The organism is Accumulibacter sp. (assembly GCF_029255145.1).
Taxonomy (GTDB): domain Bacteria; phylum Pseudomonadota; class Gammaproteobacteria; order Burkholderiales; family Rhodocyclaceae; genus Accumulibacter.
In genome coordinates, this window is record NZ_JAPUVQ010000145.1 from 102,394 (window position 1) to 118,589 (window position 16,196).

14 protein-coding genes are annotated in these 16,196 nt (G+C 59.2%); 10 read left to right on the plus strand and 4 right to left on the minus strand.

The window, feature by feature from the left end; genetic code table 11:
- From Q1L50_RS18470 to Q1L50_RS18485, 4 genes are read right to left on the minus strand one after another with little or no spacing between them, the layout of a single operon-like run.
- Positions 1 to 1,920, minus strand: a complete 1,920-nt coding sequence (locus Q1L50_RS18470; RefSeq protein WP_300341601.1) for a hypothetical protein — start codon at positions 1,918 to 1,920, stop codon at positions 1 to 3.
- Positions 1,921 to 1,923: 3 nt separating this feature from the next.
- Complete coding sequence (locus tag Q1L50_RS18475; protein ID WP_300341603.1) at positions 1,924 to 5,649, minus strand: DUF6079 family protein; 3,726 nt, start codon at positions 5,647 to 5,649, stop codon at positions 1,924 to 1,926.
- A gap of 17 nt (positions 5,650 to 5,666) precedes the next feature.
- Positions 5,667 to 6,137, minus strand: a complete 471-nt coding sequence (gene brxF, locus Q1L50_RS18480) for a BREX-3 system P-loop-containing protein BrxF (protein WP_300341605.1) — start codon at positions 6,135 to 6,137, stop codon at positions 5,667 to 5,669.
- Positions 6,137 to 7,051 carry a WYL domain-containing protein gene (locus Q1L50_RS18485; protein WP_300341607.1) on the minus strand — a complete coding sequence of 305 codons (915 nt, stop codon included), beginning with the start codon at positions 7,049 to 7,051 and terminating at the stop codon, positions 6,137 to 6,139. The genes brxF and Q1L50_RS18485 overlap by 1 nt, the downstream gene beginning before the upstream one ends.
- Positions 7,052 to 7,229: 178 nt before the next feature.
- Here Q1L50_RS18485 and Q1L50_RS18490 point away from each other — a divergent pair, with 178 nt between their 5' ends.
- The 10 genes from Q1L50_RS18490 to Q1L50_RS18535 form a co-directional block, all read left to right on the plus strand.
- Positions 7,230 to 8,894, plus strand: coding sequence for a hypothetical protein (locus Q1L50_RS18490; protein WP_300341609.1), 1,665 nt, complete (start codon positions 7,230 to 7,232; stop codon positions 8,892 to 8,894).
- 41 nt (positions 8,895 to 8,935) lie between these two features.
- Positions 8,936 to 9,463, plus strand: a complete 528-nt coding sequence (locus Q1L50_RS18495; RefSeq protein WP_300341648.1) for an HD domain-containing protein — start codon at positions 8,936 to 8,938, stop codon at positions 9,461 to 9,463.
- Positions 9,464 to 10,193: 730 nt separating this feature from the next.
- Entirely contained in the window at positions 10,194 to 11,321 is a 1,128-nt protein-coding gene (locus Q1L50_RS18500; RefSeq protein ID WP_300341650.1) for an ADP-ribosylglycohydrolase family protein, read from the plus strand.
- Between the two features lie 49 nt (positions 11,322 to 11,370).
- Entirely contained in the window at positions 11,371 to 11,871 is a 501-nt protein-coding gene (locus Q1L50_RS18505) for a hypothetical protein (protein WP_300341611.1), read from the plus strand.
- Complete coding sequence (locus Q1L50_RS18510; RefSeq protein ID WP_300341613.1) at positions 11,868 to 12,515, plus strand: hypothetical protein; 648 nt, start codon at positions 11,868 to 11,870, stop codon at positions 12,513 to 12,515. The genes Q1L50_RS18505 and Q1L50_RS18510 overlap by 4 nt, the downstream gene beginning before the upstream one ends.
- Before the next feature lie 33 nt (positions 12,516 to 12,548).
- On the plus strand, positions 12,549 to 12,980 hold the full coding sequence (locus Q1L50_RS18515) for a DUF3553 domain-containing protein (protein WP_300341614.1): 432 nt from the start codon (positions 12,549 to 12,551) through the stop codon (positions 12,978 to 12,980).
- Positions 12,981 to 12,988: 8 nt separating this feature from the next.
- Complete coding sequence (locus Q1L50_RS18520; RefSeq protein ID WP_300341616.1) at positions 12,989 to 13,747, plus strand: hypothetical protein; 759 nt, start codon at positions 12,989 to 12,991, stop codon at positions 13,745 to 13,747.
- Between the two features lie 3 nt (positions 13,748 to 13,750).
- Complete coding sequence (locus tag Q1L50_RS18525) at positions 13,751 to 14,539, plus strand: metallophosphoesterase (protein ID WP_300341618.1); 789 nt, start codon at positions 13,751 to 13,753, stop codon at positions 14,537 to 14,539.
- Between the two features lie 24 nt (positions 14,540 to 14,563).
- Positions 14,564 to 15,541, plus strand: a complete 978-nt coding sequence (locus Q1L50_RS18530) for a macro domain-containing protein (RefSeq protein WP_300341620.1) — start codon at positions 14,564 to 14,566, stop codon at positions 15,539 to 15,541.
- A 30-nt stretch (positions 15,542 to 15,571) separates the two neighbouring features.
- Positions 15,572 to 16,196, plus strand: a 625-nt coding sequence (locus Q1L50_RS18535) for a DCL family protein (RefSeq protein ID WP_300341629.1), incomplete at its 3' end; no start/stop codon positions are given.

Here is a 16,196-nt window from a genome sequence, read left to right on the forward strand (position 1 = left end):
TCACAGGTTCGGGCGCACTTCGCGCACGTAGGTTGCTTTGTCGATCCCCAGGTGCTGCAGGAACGTCTTGAAGACGCCCACGCTCACCGGGTCCCGCGTTGGAAGAATGAAGGCCCGTTGGTCGGGGCCGGTCCACTTTTGGTGCCCGCCCTTGCCGCCCGAGACGTCTAGGATGTGCCTGAAGAACTTCAGGGCTCTTTCAAGCTCGCGCCGTGTCGGAACGTTGAAGGTGGCCGGTTGTGACTGGAGGCGATCAGCAATTACGCCAGAACCAACGAATCGCAGCGGGATGTCGCTTGCCAGGAAGTCGTATGGCAGTGGACCCCGCAGCGTGCTCTCCAATGGCAAGGCCAAGGCTGAAGCCGACGTTTTCGCCTGCCCGGTACTAAGTTGGGTGGTGAAGTTTCGCCAGGTGACGGGGTGATGTCCCAGTCGCCAATCGCGATAGCCCGGTGGGGAAAGGTCAAGCGACGACTCCACCACCTTTCGCAACCCATCGAGGTTGGCCTTGCTGCGCGCAAACAGTGCCTGGATGGGCTCAGACTGAAACCAGTCCCAACTCGTCCAGTTTGCCAATGCCTCTTCCAGCCAATCGGGCGTCTCGCGCAAGGTGTCGTAGACGCGCTGCTTGTAACGCAGATGACGGGGTTGCAGGGCGTTGACTTCGAGCCACGAAAGCGCAGCCTCAACCCGAGCGTGGAACAGCTCGTGCGCATAAGTCAGACCGAACGCCAGACGCGCTGCGTTACTTGGGGACCAGTGAACGCGATGCGACCTGAAGTCCTCCAACAGGCTTAACGCGAGATCATCTAGTTTGCGTGCGTCGAAATAGATGCCCCAGACCTCCTCAGAATAGGAGTGGTAGGGCTGAAACCACGCGATGGCCTCGAAGCCTCGCGCCTGTCGGTCCTTTCGACTCTCGTCGATACGTTCCCTGTAGTCACGATCGTCGAGCTGGACATCATCCAAGGAGTCGAGCCATTCCTGTCCCCCGCTGTCTACACCGCTGACGGTCCCAGTCGGCTGGTCAGACGGCTGTGCGCCGCTCTCGAACTCGGGGCGTCCGACATGCGCCAATCTCGGCTTGCGAAGAGCTTGGGGTAGGCGGCGCTGAACCGCCCATCGCACCTCTGGATAAGAGGGTGGGCCACTGTATGGCTCCCATGTCAGAACGCAGGATATCTTGGTGCCAACAAGGATGTGCCTTATTCCCAAGTAGGTGCCGTCACGCGATGGCAGCCACCCAGAGTCCTCGATTGCCGCAATTGATCGTCGATCAAGTGCGTCAGGCCGTAACGTTAATGGTGCACCAAACGTGGTTGCCTTGGGCAAAAACGGCAACAGCAATTTGGCCTGCACTGACGGTGGCTGTTCTTGCGGTCCGAGTCCCTCAAACCGCTTCAGCTCGGGACTCTTCTCATACAGCCGTTCTCTGTCGAGTTTGTCGCGACTGACTCGATCCTCGAAATCAGCCATCTCAGTGAGGTGAGCTGCATACAAGGAGTCAGCCTCTGTCTTCAAAGACTGAGAAGTCCATTCGTACGGTTGCACGGGTGCATTCCGCCCTGCAATGACCAGAAGGACATCTGAACTGTCGAGACTAAAGGCTCCGTGAAAGTAGACCTTGACACTTTTTTCCCTCGGGGTGCCAGTGGCCAATGGCTTCAGTCGCAGCGGATCCCAAGCGCCTATTGCAAGTTGACCAAGCAGCGAGTCTTGTCCATGGATCAGCGCACTCATCGCTCGGGCAGCTTTTTTGGGGTGCCAGATCGTCACATCCATTGAGCCCGTCGAGACGAATCCGACCACATCGGGGTCCTTGCCTGATACCTCTACGGCAAAAAGGTCCGGCAGTGAAGACCACGCTATGTAGTGAGGAATCCAACTTCGTCGGGCAGTCTGAGAGGTCGTCTTGCTCACCGCTCACTCCACAACGAATCGGAGCTTGGATGCGTCCTTGCCCTTGGAGCGTTCGGTCAGGAACGACTCGAAGCGCTTGCGCAAATCCTCTGGGGTAGCTGGGGAGCCGCCATGCAGCAGCGCCATACGGATGTCGTCCCCCGAAACTTTGACCTTCTCAAGGCCAGAGAGCGCCTCCTGAATGGCGCTGACAAACCCCGGCGGGATCGGATCCGGCAGCTTCTTGGATGCGATGAACTTCTGGATCAAGTCACGGGCGGCAGCTTTCAGAAGGTCAAAGTTAGCCTGGATGATCGGATCGTCGAGGTTGTCCAGCAGCGTCTGCTGCCATCCGTCCAGCAGCTTGTCCAGCTCGTCGTCGAGTTGCTTGAGCACGTTGGCTGCCGGCAGGAAATCCCCTTGTTCGTTGGCAGGGCGGAAACTGCAGTGTGGGCAGTAAGGACTGGCCGACAACTCCGATTCGACCAGCGACGCGCAACTCTTGAGCTTGTCCAACTTCTCCTCGAAGGACGTCAGCTGGGCGGTGTTCATCATCTCGATACTCGCCAGCGCACGCATCGAAACCAATCGGCTGTCCTTGCGCAGTGCTGACTTAGTCTTGTCTTCTGCAACGCCGAGCCGGGCCTTGCTATGCTGGGCCACGTAAGCGGTCAGATAGTCCTTCTTGAGCTGTGCGAGCGTCTGGCGGTACTCGGCAGCATGTTGCGCACTGCGGTCATTTGCGAGCTTGTCGAGGACTGATTTCCGAGCCGCTTGCGCCTTTTGGACCCAGGGGTGGTCGCTGGCGAGAACCATTTCAGCCTGGGACAGGTACGACGCGGTGGTGCCCAACTCGGCGATCAGTTCTTGCAGCTTCTCGACTGCAGACAGAACCTCAAGATTCTTTTTCTGTGCATCGATGTCGTCCGATCCGATCCGCAGGTTCTTGAGTTTGCCGACGGTGTTGTAAGGACTCAGCCCTTCGGTGAACGTCTTCAGCGCTTCGAGTCGTTTGCGCCAGTCGGCGATCTCGTCCTCGGTCAGGAGGGGCTTGCCCCAGAACGTCAGCTTGCCTTGCAGATCCGTGCCGGCGGTCAGCACGCGGCTGACGAGTTCCGAGACGGAGTCGAGTAGTTGCTTGACAGGCTCTTCAGACCCTTGGGTGGCCAATTGTGCGAGCCCAGGCGACAGGCCAAGCAGTTCGAACAGCGAACGAAGGACGGCGACGTTGATTTCCTTGGGTGCTTCAACGTGCTTGAACTGCTTGAGGTCTTCGAGGTTTCGCTCAGCCAGCAGGGTGAGCTTGCCGGAGTCGATCTTGTCCCCAGTGATGGCGAGAACGATGTCGCCGGAGTAAATCAGGCCACCGAGAACAGTGACGAGCAGGTCGGGTTCGAGACGGAACTTGATCGGATGGAAGTATTCGACGTCTGTCTGTCCGTTTAGCAGTTCGCTGCGGTTCAGGACCTGCCCGTGGCCCTTGGTCTTGAGGCGACTCAGAACCTCCTGGGCATATCGAGAGCGCCCGGCATCGACGCGGTCGCCATCGAGCATTTCCAGTGCATCGAGGATGGCGTTTGCGTCCTTGGTGCGAGCACCACCGGCGAGCATCTTGAGCGCACTGCCCACGAGTTGCTTGCGGTTGGCTTCAGTGACCAGCGTTGAGAAAGTTGGGTACTCCGGTGCCAAGTCCGCAAAGCGCTGGTTGAAAGCGATGCCCGAGACCACATTGACGATGTCCCGGAAGTTGGCGCGTTCGTCGGCACCCAGGCGCAAGCGATCGCGGAGGTTGACGCCCTTTGCCCAGTCCTGAAGAGTCTTGGTCTTGCCTTGGTAAGTGACCTCGAACGCCGTCATCTGCTTTTCCTGGAGCCACTTGCTCATGTCACGCAGCGCGTCCTTGGCCTTATCCAGGTAGATGCCTTTGGCGCTACCGCTGGCAGTCGATGCAAGGTCTTGTGCTGCGGCGTAGTACGCCAGGTGACGACGGATGGCGTCATCGAGTCCCTTCAGACGGAAGAAGACTTCGTCGGACTTGCTCTCGTCACGGAAGCGCGGTGGCTCGAAAGGCTGTATGAAGTAGACGTAGAAGTCGCGCTCGGGTTGTGCAGTGGGGCGATCGTTTGGTGCTCCGAAAAACAGGTAGCCGTCCCGTTCAACACGACGATCCTGCCACTCGATCTGGTATTGCCAGATCTGGTGGCCGGTCACGTAGGTGCTGTCGTCCGTGCGCTCCATGAGCTGCTTGACGGCTCCGTAGTAAGCACGGTCCAGTGCATCGTCGGACAGTGCCTCGGCACGCTTTTCGATCTGGGCGTCGTAGTCGACGTCTTTCTTGAGGTCGAGGTAGTACTGCTCGGTATCTGGCGCCTTGGAGATGAACTGGCCATTGACCGTTTTCACGACCTCACGCAGCGTTGTTTGGACCGCCGTCAGCAGGTCATCGGCAGGCTCTCCACCCATGTCTTCAATGCCTGGCTGGTACAGGCAAAGCGTGTCACGCAGTTCGATCGCCGTGGGGCCGACCGGCACGTAGATATCGCCACCCGTGGTCAGTCGCTGGACTGACAGGCCAGCAATCACGCGCTGGGCCATCGCCTTGTAGGCTGGCCGGGTGAATGCCTTCTGGATGCGCTCAGTCAGGACCTCTGAAACCTTCAGAACAGGACCGATGTTGGGGTCGGACCGCAGCACAGAGTTCGATGTGACAGTCTCCCAGAATTTGTCGTACCCGATCAGGCCTGGCCGATCCTCAGGCACGTCTGTGTTCAGGATCGCCTGGATCTGGTCGCGCAGTGTGACCAGCGCTCCTCGCTTTTCCGTGAAAATCAGGCGTTCGAAAGTGCCGATGTACTCTGGGTGGACCGGGAACAGGCGCACGTACTCGTCCATGCGCTCGTTCATCGTGCTGTAGAACTTCGCGAACTTGGTGAGGTAGTTCCGGATCTTGTTTTGCTGGTCCGTTGTTTTCTTCAGCAGGCGCTCGGCGACCACGAAGCTGACATCCTGTCGGGCCAACAGGACCTGAGTGAATCGGTCCTTCACGCGGCGTAGGCTGTCCGCCACATGCTGGAAGCGACTGCTGTCAAAGATCGCCTCCTGGACACCGGCCACGAAGCGGAAACGAAGATGCTTGGTGACTTCCCCGATCTCGCGCAGGAAGGAAAGGTCCAGCACGAGGTCATGGTCCTTGCGCGATCGCAGGTATTCGAGGAACTCGTCGACCACCAGCAAAACGCCATGGTTGGGATGGACCTCAGCGAACGCAGCCATCATGTCCTCGAACGCAGCCTTGTTGTTTACGACCTTGTCGGCAGGAGGGAAGGTGAAGTTGACACCGTTTTGTTCGAGGAACAACTCGAGCTGCTGCGTGACGATGTCGCGCAAGGACATCTGGCTGGAAATCTCGATGCGATGCACCTTGAACTTGCCTGCGATCGCCTGCGCGGCTTCAGCTACCTTCGGGTGCCGGATCATCGACAGATAGGTCGGGTCTTCCGCTACGAGCGAGAGCACTGACATCAGGTGCGACTTACCCGTGCCATAGTTGCCGACCACCAGCACGCCCTTGTGATCGACTGATTCATCGAACGAGAGTTGAGGGATCATGAGCTTGGCGATCCGCTCCGCCATGTCATCCGAGATGACGTACGTCGCGACGAGCTTCTTGGCTTCGTCGGGCCGGTTGGCGTCGAGCAGCTGGATGACCGATTCAATCGGTTCGAATTGAATGAGATCGCCGTAGCGCATGGATTCCTCTCTTCCCTTTAAATTGCGAATGGGACCAGGCCGTCAGTGCCATAGTCCTGATGTTCTGGGTGCCCCGTGGTCGCGTAGGTGAGGCGGCCTTCGGTTAGCTGACCCGGCCAGACTGCCACGACGCGACGCACTCGTGCGTGTTGCTTGAGCAGGTCAAGCGGATCAAGTTGCAGCGTCCGATCAAAAAGCAGTTCGATGTTGTCCATCAGCAGCAGGTTGTCCTTGGCGTGCTGGTCGGCCAGATCGCGCAAGATGGATGTCGTCTGAAGTTGGCGACGGCGCTGTGGAAGTGCTGCGAGCTTGGCGCCCAGTTCTGCGCCCACACGCAAGGGAGGCAGATCTTTCTTGCTCCCGTAGGCTTCCATCAGCGCTGTTTTGCCCGACTGAGGTCCACCGATCAGCAAGATCAGCTTGCTGTGCAATGCGCTCACCTCGTCGACGAGTCGATCGAGCTTATCGATCACCTGGAGGTCCACCATCAGTCGACCTCCGCGTCGAGTCGCTGCTGGTCAGGTGACCTGTAACCGGGTGCCAGGATCGCGTTCTTGACGCCATACATGGCGAGGTGATCTCTGAGCCAGAGGCGGTATTCCGGCCCGCGCAGACTGTGGTCTGGGGAGCAGTCCACGCTCCACTTGCGCAGGATGTAGCCGGCAACGGCAGCGCGCAGCTTCATCTGCAGTCTGCCTTCGCGCATGCCGTAGTCCATTTCGGTGATCTCCGGCCGGGGTTGGTCCGGATGGGGAACCAGATCCAGCTCGACGATCCGGTTCCATTGAATGTCTTGGCTGTCGGACTCATGAGGTGCGACGGGGGAAGTCCTGAGTACCCTGGGGTGCTTGATGCGAGTGATGACGAAGTCGCGGAACTCCTGGGACTTGCGGTCAAAAGCCCGGACATGCCACCGCAGTCCGTTGTCGATCAAGGCGAACGGGACGATCTCTCGCTCAGTGCAGCCGCTCGAAATCGAGTGGTACTCGATGGCCAGCGGGCACTCCTGGTGAATGGCACGCGTGACCGCCGCCAGTACGTCTAAGTCTGGGTGGGTGAGCCGGGTAGGCACTTCGCTGATCACCCACGGCTTAAGCCGCATCGGTTCGCCGTCACCGAATCCTTGGGTGAGCCAGGACAACACGCGCTCAGGCGGGAAGTCGAACAGCGGGCGGAAGTCGTCCGTCAGCACATAGGACTTGGCCTTGGAGTCGTAGTCGATGTTCCCGGACGACAGATCCTTGTAGACGGCGAGATCTCGAGTCGCGGCTGCGGACTGGATGCCAAACCGCGACACCAAGTCTTGTCGTCGGATCTCCCCAATGAAGCGCACGCGCAACTCCACAAACGCGAGTCGATCACGCTGCGGTTGGGTCAGTTCAGCTAGTTGTTCAGTTGGCATCCTGTGCGGCTCACGCGGTTTTGGTAGCACTTGTGCGGATTGTTGCAGAAAGTATATAAGCTGCCATAGAATGTGTCCATCAACGCATAATAATGTCCGTATCCGTCGCCTAATGATGCGATGTAGTCCGAATGCACCGGGCTGCATGGCTGGGGTGCCGAACCAGTGGGGGTGATTTGTGAAGACCGAGCCGATTGCGCCGCAGATGCCGTTTGTCTGGCCAGAGCCACGCGTCAGCGCAGGCGTGGCGAGCTATTCATCCGAATTGCCGTTCGAGAGCGCGGTTCGGTCGGCAGTCACCATCTTCGGTGTTGTTTCGGCTGTCGACAGCCGTGCGATCAACTGGATGGAGGGCTTTCTGGCCGACCAAGTGGAGTCACAGCTACGTTTGGTCGTGAGCATTCACCCGACCTGCAGGACGACCGAAGCAGACCTCGAGGAAGTGCTGCGCCTGGTCGAGCGGCACGGAGACAGGGCTGCGTTCAAGCTGTACCCGGAGCAATTCCTTACCGATCGATCGTCGAATTTGCTCTGCCTTTGTAGTGCTGACGGCAGCCTGGCCATTTCGAGTGGTCCGACAGAGAACCTGGGGTACGCACCGGCATCTGCCTCACACGCCAACGTTGCGATGCAGGTAACCGCAGGGGCGTTTGAGGCCTGTCGCAAGTGGTTCGATTACCTTTGGGGCGTTGCCGGCCCACTGCGGCCCGAGGTCGCGACGTCCATGCCCAGGCTGGTACTGCCCGAGGGGGACATCGAAGCATCCCGCCTTTGGGATGCCTTCCGAAATCGCTGTCTTGACCACGGTGCGCAGGAACAGGCACCGGTCAGGGTCGAGGTCGATCCGGAGTCCGGCGAGGTTGTTCTGGTCGACGTACACGGTGACCTGGTGGCTTCGCCAACCGATGAGATTGGGGTCCCCAGGCTCGACCACCTCGCAGAAGGGGTGGCCCGCGTGTTCGACATTGGCGCGCTGGTATCGATCGACAAGTTGAGCCGCATTCCCCCGTTGGAAGCCCCGGTCAAACCGGAATGGTTTGGTGTCGATTCGTTCCGTCAGACCGGGATGGTCCGTGCGCAGACCTCCATCAAGGTTGCTCCTTTCGACGAGTCGACGCTCAAGAAGATCGATCGCCTGCGTCGGGTGTCCGGGGAACTGCTGCCTCGATATTCGTTTTCCCTGGCCGATGGCGTGCGGTGGATTCCACGGCAGGCCATCCCATTGTTCGAGGCAGCACTGACAGCCGCGAACGAGGACGCCAAGAAGCTCTTGGGAGCAACTGTCGGCGCCAGTGTCGAGGACTTCCTTGTGTCGCAGCGCGACCGAATTCGTGCAGACGCGCAGCGCATGTACGAGGCCTACCACCCGGGCGGCAAGATTCCTGAAAGCGCGGTCGGCAACATCCTGGATGAACTCAAGGCGCGCCTGGACAAAACAAGGGCCGACAAGATCATCCCCCGGGTCGCCTACTCACCAGTCGCTTTCAATCCGAGCCAATCGTCCGAGTGGTCGTCGCCGTGGGGCCAGGCGTTCGCGCTCCTGAAAGGGATCGCCGAGTTCCCCAGGCAGGCGATGACCGACCGCTTCTTCTGGCAGGGCATCAAAACCGACGAAGACTCCCTGATCAAGGCCATGGACGTGGCGGGTGACTACCTCGTCAAAGACTACGGCGGCCGCAAGGCAAAGCAGCAGGCTGAAATCGACCTGGACCTGATCAAGCAGTTGGAGGACGCGACCGGCGACGCCAAGGACAAGTGCCGTGCCTTGTGGGAGTTGATCACGACTGGCAAGAGCGAGGGCGCAGTTGCGCTGATTGATGCCTCGACGCCGCGAGCGCCATAGAACAAGGAAAGGACCAAGGGATGCCTCAGAACTCAGACCCCATCGGTGTGTTCGTAAAGGCAGTGGCTTTTGCTGCTGACAAGCACCGCACGCAGCGTCGCAAGGATGCGGACGCGTCGCCCTACATCAACCATCCGATCGCGCTGGCCAACGTGCTGGCGAACGAGGGTGGCGTCACCGATGTATTGGTCCTCAGCGCAGCGGTCCTTCACGACACCATCGAAGACACCAACACGACGGCGGAGGAGTTGACCGCGATTTTCGGCGCGAAGATCACTGCGACTGTGCTGGACGTGACCGACGACAAATCGCTGGACAAGCATGTCCGCAAGCAGCGCCAGATTGAGCACGCACCGCACATCTCAAAGGAAGCCAAGCTCGTAAAGCTGGCCGACAAGATCTGCAACCTGCGGGACATCTTGGCATCACCGCCGGCAGACTGGTCGCCCGAGCGCAAGCAGGGCTACTTCGACTGGGCAGCCAAAGTCGTGGCGGGTGTTCGTGGCGTCCATCCTGAACTCGAAGCCGTGTTTGACGGACTCTTGGCCCGCCATGCCGAACTCCGCTGAAATGCATCTAAAGCCGGAGGCGCTGGCGCGCTACGGCCTGCCGGACATCGCCTATCCGATCGCAAGCGCTGATCTGCAGGCGGTACTGACCGGGGGCGGGGAACTGCCGCTGGCCATGATGCTGCATGGCCTTCAGGAGGTTGCGCGCGACAGGGAAACTGACTGGAAGGACCTCGAGCCAGCGATGAGTCGTTTGTCCGAGTTGCTGGCGCCGGAAGACGAGCGCGATGTGATCTCAGCTGCTGGCGATACCTGGTGGATCGAGATCGGGCCAGTCGACCTCGGCGGCAAGCTGGTTACGGTGCAGCGTGGTAACGACTTGATTGCCGCGATCACGCCACGGGACGACGGCCGGCTAAGGGTCGCGGTATTCCGCCCGCTGGATGCCAAAAGTGCGGAGTACCTGACTGGTCTGGGCCAGGTGCCGCACCCGGAGCACGGGGTTTGCATGCGCGAGAACAACTGGGAGTACGCGCTCGACTGCTCTGCGGGAAATGGCAACTACTATGCAGCCGACCGGGGCGAGGCCTACCTGTCCTACTGGGAGAAAGGCCTGGGCATCAGTTGGGACGGTACTGAAGTTCCCGAGTGGCGCACGCAGTTGAGCCTCGTTGCCCGTCCGGCTGCGCAAGCGGTTGTCGATCTTGGCGTCCACCACTCCTTGTCCGGGGATGGCGATCTGGAGCCCGATGATGATGCGAGCGATGAGGCCGATGACGACTCCACGCCACTGGGCTGGCGCAGCAAGCGTCAGCAGCGCCGAACAGTTCAGGGCCGATTTGCTGGCTGTCTCTTGGGTGGCGCCGTCGGAGACGCGCTTGGGGCACCAGTTGAGTTCATGAAGCGGACCGAGATCCTTCGCAAATTCGGTCCCAAGGGAATCACCCAGTACGCGCCAGCCTACGGCGGCCTCGGCATGATTACCGACGACACTCAAATGACCCTGTTTACAGCCGAGGGGCTGATACGGGCGTGGGTGCGCGGCTGCATGAAGGGCATCACCACCTATTCCGGAGTGACGGCTCATGCTTACCTGCGCTGGCTTCAGACCCAAGGCGAACGTCCAACGTGCGACATTGACTTCGGCACCGACGAAACTGGCTGGCTCTTTCAGCAACGGGAACTCCACAGCCGACGTGCCCCTGGCAACACCTGCCTCGCGGCGCTGCGGGCGATGAAGTCGCTCGGGGAACCCGCCCGAAACGACAGCAAAGGGTGCGGGGGCGTCATGCGGGTCGCACCCGTAGGGTTATTCGCTTGGCGCCTGCGCCAGCAGGACTCACCGCACGACGCTTTCCGCTTGGGCGCCGAGTTGGCAGCCCTGACGCACGGACATCCGACCGGTGCGCTGACAGGCGGTGTGCTGGCAGTTCTGATCCTTGCGCTAACCGACGGCGCCTCATTGCCCGAAGCGCTGGTCGTATCGAAAGCCATCCTCCGATCCGAGCCTGGACATGAGGAAACGCTGCGTGCGATCGAGTTGGCCGAGACGCTGGCTGCGAGTGGTCAACCTCATGAAGCGGCGATCTCACAGCTTGGTCAGGGGTGGATCGCCGAAGAGGCGCTGGCCATCTCAATCTACTGTGCGCTCGTGGCACGAAATTTCAAACACGGCGTCATCCTCGCCGTGAACCACGACGGTGACTCTGACTCGACAGGCTCAATCACCGGCAACTTGCTGGGCGCCATGCACGGCGTCCGAGCGATACCAGCCGAATGGCTGGAGCCTCTGGAGTTGCACGAAGTCATCACGTCCCTTGCGGAAGACCTGTACGCCTTCAAAGATTGGGACATAGGCGAATACAGCGAGAACGTAGAGATGAACCAGCGCATTTGGCAGAAATACCCCGGGTTCTAAATGAAAACGGTGGCCACTGGAAACAAACACCTCGCATGGGAGTAATGACATGACCGCTCAGATTGCAGAACGACTGCACTACCAGGGAGAGGACGTTGCCATGTGCACGAACCCCCTCAGCGACTATTTCGCCATGGGGGGCACGAACCCGCGCTTCGAGTCCAACTGCACGGCCTTGTGGCGTGGCTACGTTGGTAGCTGGGAAATCGTGGATGACCGCCTGTACCTGGTGGGGCTGAGCGGAACGCTAGAGGGTGGAGCCGATGCAACTTTGGCAACCATCTTCCCGGACTTTCCCGATCGCGTGTTTGCCCACTGGTACTCCGGCACGATCCGCATCCCCCAGGGCAAACAGCTCGAGTATGTCCACATGGGCTACGGCAGCACCTTCGAGCGGGACTTGTTCTTGGATATCGAGCGAGGTGTGATTGTGGCCACCCGGGTTCGTCATAACGGTACCGCCGAGTCTGATAACGCTCCCGAAGGCTACGAGGTCGGCGCCATGACGGTGTTCCCTCGAAGTGGTAAGGGTGAGGGGGAGTCGGCGTGATCTATCTCTACTGGTACCTCGGCATCGGCGCGGTTGTCCTTGCCATCGTCTACGGCGCACATCACCTGACAAAGGAGAAAGAGTCTGACTCCCTTCGTGAGTTACTCGAAGCCGTCAACCCGGATCGCAAGAAGCTTTCCTACCGCATCCTCAACAACATCGTCGCCCCCGTCCTTGCGGCCATCCTCGTGGTCGCCGTCTGGCCAGTGGCGATCTACATGAAGGTCAAGGAGATGCTCCAGAAGAAGGAAAGCTACGTGTCCCCGGAGGAACGCGAATTTGCAGTCGAGCGCGAACACCTGCTGGAGCGACTGACGGCGCAGGAAATCGAGAGGCGTGAGGTTGTCACAGATCCGCTCAAGGCTGCACCTGATTTGCCCTTTGGCCACCTTAATGCTGCGTGGCAGGAATTCCTCCAAGGCAAAGCCGATGGTGCCGAGCTGTGGTCGTTCTCGGCACAGTGGCAGACGACATGGGGACGCAAGGAACTGCGGTGTGGATACGCGGTGGTCCAGGACGGAGCGCCGGGCGCCCACTTTCTGACGGTGTGGAAAGACATCCCGGAAGAGGCGGAAGGCGGTGGCAGTGCCAAAAAGGCGAGCGCTGGCGACATCCCAGGCTGGCTCAGGAAGCAGGCTGACTGAGAGTCAGGCGCGACGACTCATCAAGGAGATCCCATGCAATACAAGAAAGGCGATCGCGTAAAGCATCCGAAGAAGCCGGATTGGGGCATTGGCCAGGTGCTTGCCGACAGTACCGGCGGAACGGTACGAATCTTCTTCACCCATGCCGGCGAGAAAACGATGTCCCTGGATTTCGTGCAGCCCGAGAAGCTGTCGGGCGATGCAGCGTCGAGTCCGATCCTGGACCAGTTGAATCTGGCCGCGCAGCCCACCAGGGATGCGAAAGGGAAAGTTCTCTGCACGAATTGCGGCGCGCCGACGCAGTTTGGCGAAACAGCAAATCCAAAGCGGCATCAATTGGGTTGGTGCGAGCCCTGTTTTAAACACAGTCAGCGAACGTTCAAAGACGAAACCACCGGTGAAACGCGCTACATAGACGAATTCCGAACGATCGACGGTATCAAGAGCCGCTACGGCCCGCACTGAGGAGCAGCATGTACGAAATTGAAATGCATGAGATGTCGGAAGCATTCTTCCCCTGCTGGAAGGCAGCCGGCATCCACTTGAGCAAACAGGCCGATGGCGGGATCCAGTCATGGCTCCGCGCACACCCCTATCCGCCGTTCCTGGAGCATCTGTCGTTCCGTCTGGGCAACCAACTGTACTTCGTGCGCGTCGAGGACGTCGATGGGAAAGTGCGGGGCCCCGGAAACCCGCAAGGGTTCATCACGGCTGCCAGGATGGCCAACGGTCGAGCCTGCATCCTGCCCATGAAGAAGAAGCTTTTCGGTGGCGCCTGGGTTGCAGACATGCCGGGATGGGGCTTGCTGGACCCGGATACCAGAAGGCCGATCGATCCCGTCGCTTTGGTCACGGACCAGAAGATCGAGATGACGCCATGGGAGGTTCACGACATGGCCGTGCAAGTGGTCCGCGACCATCTGGACAAGCAAGGCTTCGAGTTGATGTCCTGGCAGGGCAATCCGGAGGTGGATCCCTCAATCTGGTTCATCGGTCAGTCCAAACGGCCGGAGTGGGTGGTAGTGCGTTCCGCAATATTTCCGGCCAATAGCGCCGAGCGTCCGAGCAACTGGCAGGCGATTGCAGCCAGCTGCGCCAAGATGAGCACCATTGGTCACTTTGCCTGTGTCGCATTAGCGAGCGTAGATGAGATCTTCGACCCCGGCGCGGAGAAACCTATGCCGTTGTGGCGTGGGCATGGAATGCATGTGCGTTTCACCGGGCTGGAGTAAGGCATGGGCCTCCGGATCGCGCTCGCTGTGCTGATAACTCTGTTCAGTGTGTATGCCGTCTGGATCGAGCCGAACTGGATAGACGTCAGTACTCACGACATGCGATCGGACCTCACAGGGGAAGGCATCCGAGTCGTTCAACTCTCTGATTTGCACATTCAAGACTTCAGTCACCGTGAGGTGGAAGTTGCCAACCGAGTCAAATCCCTTAAGCCCGATTTGGTAATCCTCTCTGGCGATGTAATTGATAGGCTGGATCGGCTTCCGACTCTTCATTCCTTTCTTGCGGCTCTGGGCGATACGCCCACCGTTGCTGTTTTGGGTAATTGGGAATACTGGGCCGACGTTGATCTTCATGCGTTACGCGACGAGTACCGACACCACGGGATACGGCTTCTGGTGAATGAGGTGGCTTCTTATCGGGTTCGGCTGCGTACTCTTCACATCGTGGGCATGGATGATTTCACTGCTGGCCAACCAGACGGTGGACTCTTGAACGCACCCCTTAAGGGCGGCACAGCGGTGCTAGTGCAGCACTCTCCAGGCTATTTTGAAAAATTGCCGACCAATCTCCGTTCAGGAATATTCAACCTGTGCCTTTCCGGGCACACCCATGGTGGTCAGATCACTCTTTTTGGGTTGCCCATATGGAGGCCCCCGGGCAGCGGTCCTTTTGCTTCGGGGTGGTATGAGACGACGGCCTGCAAACTCTACGTCTCGAAGGGACTCGGGACGTCACTTCTACCAGTCAGATTTGGGGCGCGTCCAGAGATCGCTGTGTTTGATCTTTGATGTGCGATTAAGAAGGGATTAAATATGACCATGGCCAATATCACCGTCGTCAAGGGCAACATCGTCAGGCAGACCGACTGCGACGGCGTCGTCAATTCGGCAAATCCGAACCTGCGAGCAGGTAGTGGAGTCTGTGGCGCAATTTACGCAGCAGCAGGGCCCCGTCTCGAACCCTACAGCTCGCAGTTCGCACCTCTTCAAATAGGCGAAGCGTTGGCAACACCTGCTTTTGATATGGATTGTCGCTACATCATCCACACCCGAGGCCCCAAGTATTACGAGGATGCCGACCCTCCCGGCAGCCTCGAGAAAGCCATGCGCAACACCATCGCTTTGGCTGATGAAAATGGCTTAACCCGATTAGCTGTTCCTGCGATTTCGATGGGTGTGTACGGCTACCCAGCGGAGGAGGCAATTCCAATCCTGGTGCGTGTTGCATCCCAAATGGCAGGGGTGCTTCAGAACCTACTGGAAATTCGTTTCGTGGTGGTGAGCGATGAACTCTTGCACCTGTTCCGTCGGTCGATTGAGCAGCATGTCACATCCGCCGATGAATGCACCCCGCAGGCGCTCGTGCCCCTGAGAGTTTCAAGAGTTAAGGAGTCAGAGGTTCGCGACAAGCTGGAGCAGTTTCATATTTTGACTTATGCCGAGGACGGATTCTCACCACTGGATATTCACGCACGACGACTCGGTATCGATCGCGAGCTTGTGAAGGCATTTGTGAGTGAGGTCAACGATCGATCCGCAGTTGGCTCGCTTCATCCGAAGGCGCCCGTCAGTGCTGTGCCGCGTGAACTGGTCCGCGACCGGCAGGACGTAGATGCGCTGGCTGCAAGCATTGGGGAGTTCCTGCGTGTCAATCGGGAAACGATCAAAGCCAGACGTTTGGCCTTCGATTTTCGTACGCCGTCGGTACCTGAGTTCACAGTTGCTGCGTTGAATTCTGCGATGCGTGCGCAGGGGTCTGGCTTGGAAGAAGTTCTGATATTGGAAATGTGATGTTTGGTATCAATTTGTGGGGAGTAACGGATGGCAAAGCCTGTTGAAATCGGTTCCCGGAGCTTCCGGACCCAGAAAAGCGCTCTTGATCACTACAAAGAAATCCTGCATCGGTATCGGGACGGGGAGCGTATCGCCGACCCGAGCGATCACGCCGACCTCGTGTCGCTCATCGAGTGGTATGACCCGATTCTTGAAGATGTCGGTGAGCCGGCGAAGGGGTGCGGGCAGATCGGCCACTTCGAGCGGCGCTTGAATACCGGGACGGGCTGGAGCAACTCAGGCTTCTGGGTGGTGCGCCAAGATGGGACTGCCACGGACTTTTCCTACATTTGGGCCGTCAAAGGCCTTGCGGGGGACCGGTCGAAGGACTTCTATGGTGCGTGCCGTGAGGCAGTCGCACTCGACCTGGTCCTAGCTAAGAAGGGTGCCTTCGCAGAGTATGGGGATGACCAAGGGCGGGTTGAGTGTGAACTGACCGGCGTGCTGGTCACCATCGATGACGCACACCTGGACCACGCTTGGCCGTACTTTTCACACTTGGTGAGTGGCTTTCGGGCTGCCAGGGGCTGGTCCAGAGACATCCCGGATGGTGTCGTGTCGGCTCCGGCGGATGGCCAGACGACGGCCACGTTCATCGATACCTCGGTGGCCG

Bases quoted from the DNA above. Each gene is read 5' to 3' on its own strand.
- Q1L50_RS18475 (WP_300341603.1), bottom strand. From the start codon at position 5,649: ATGCGCTACGGCGATCTCATTCAATTCGAACCGATTGAATCGGTCATC.
- Q1L50_RS18515 (WP_300341614.1), top strand. From the start codon at position 12,549: ATGCAATACAAGAAAGGCGATCGCGTAAAGCATCCGAAGAAGCCGGAT.
- Q1L50_RS18505 (WP_300341611.1), top strand. From the start codon at position 11,371: ATGACCGCTCAGATTGCAGAACGACTGCACTACCAGGGAGAGGACGTT.
- Q1L50_RS18485 (WP_300341607.1), bottom strand. From the start codon at position 7,051: ATGCCAACTGAACAACTAGCTGAACTGACCCAACCGCAGCGTGATCGA.
- Q1L50_RS18525 (WP_300341618.1), top strand. From the start codon at position 13,751: ATGGGCCTCCGGATCGCGCTCGCTGTGCTGATAACTCTGTTCAGTGTG.
- brxF (WP_300341605.1), bottom strand. From the start codon at position 6,137: ATGGTGGACCTCCAGGTGATCGATAAGCTCGATCGACTCGTCGACGAG.
- Q1L50_RS18530 (WP_300341620.1), top strand. From the start codon at position 14,564: ATGACCATGGCCAATATCACCGTCGTCAAGGGCAACATCGTCAGGCAG.
- Q1L50_RS18520 (WP_300341616.1), top strand. From the start codon at position 12,989: ATGTACGAAATTGAAATGCATGAGATGTCGGAAGCATTCTTCCCCTGC.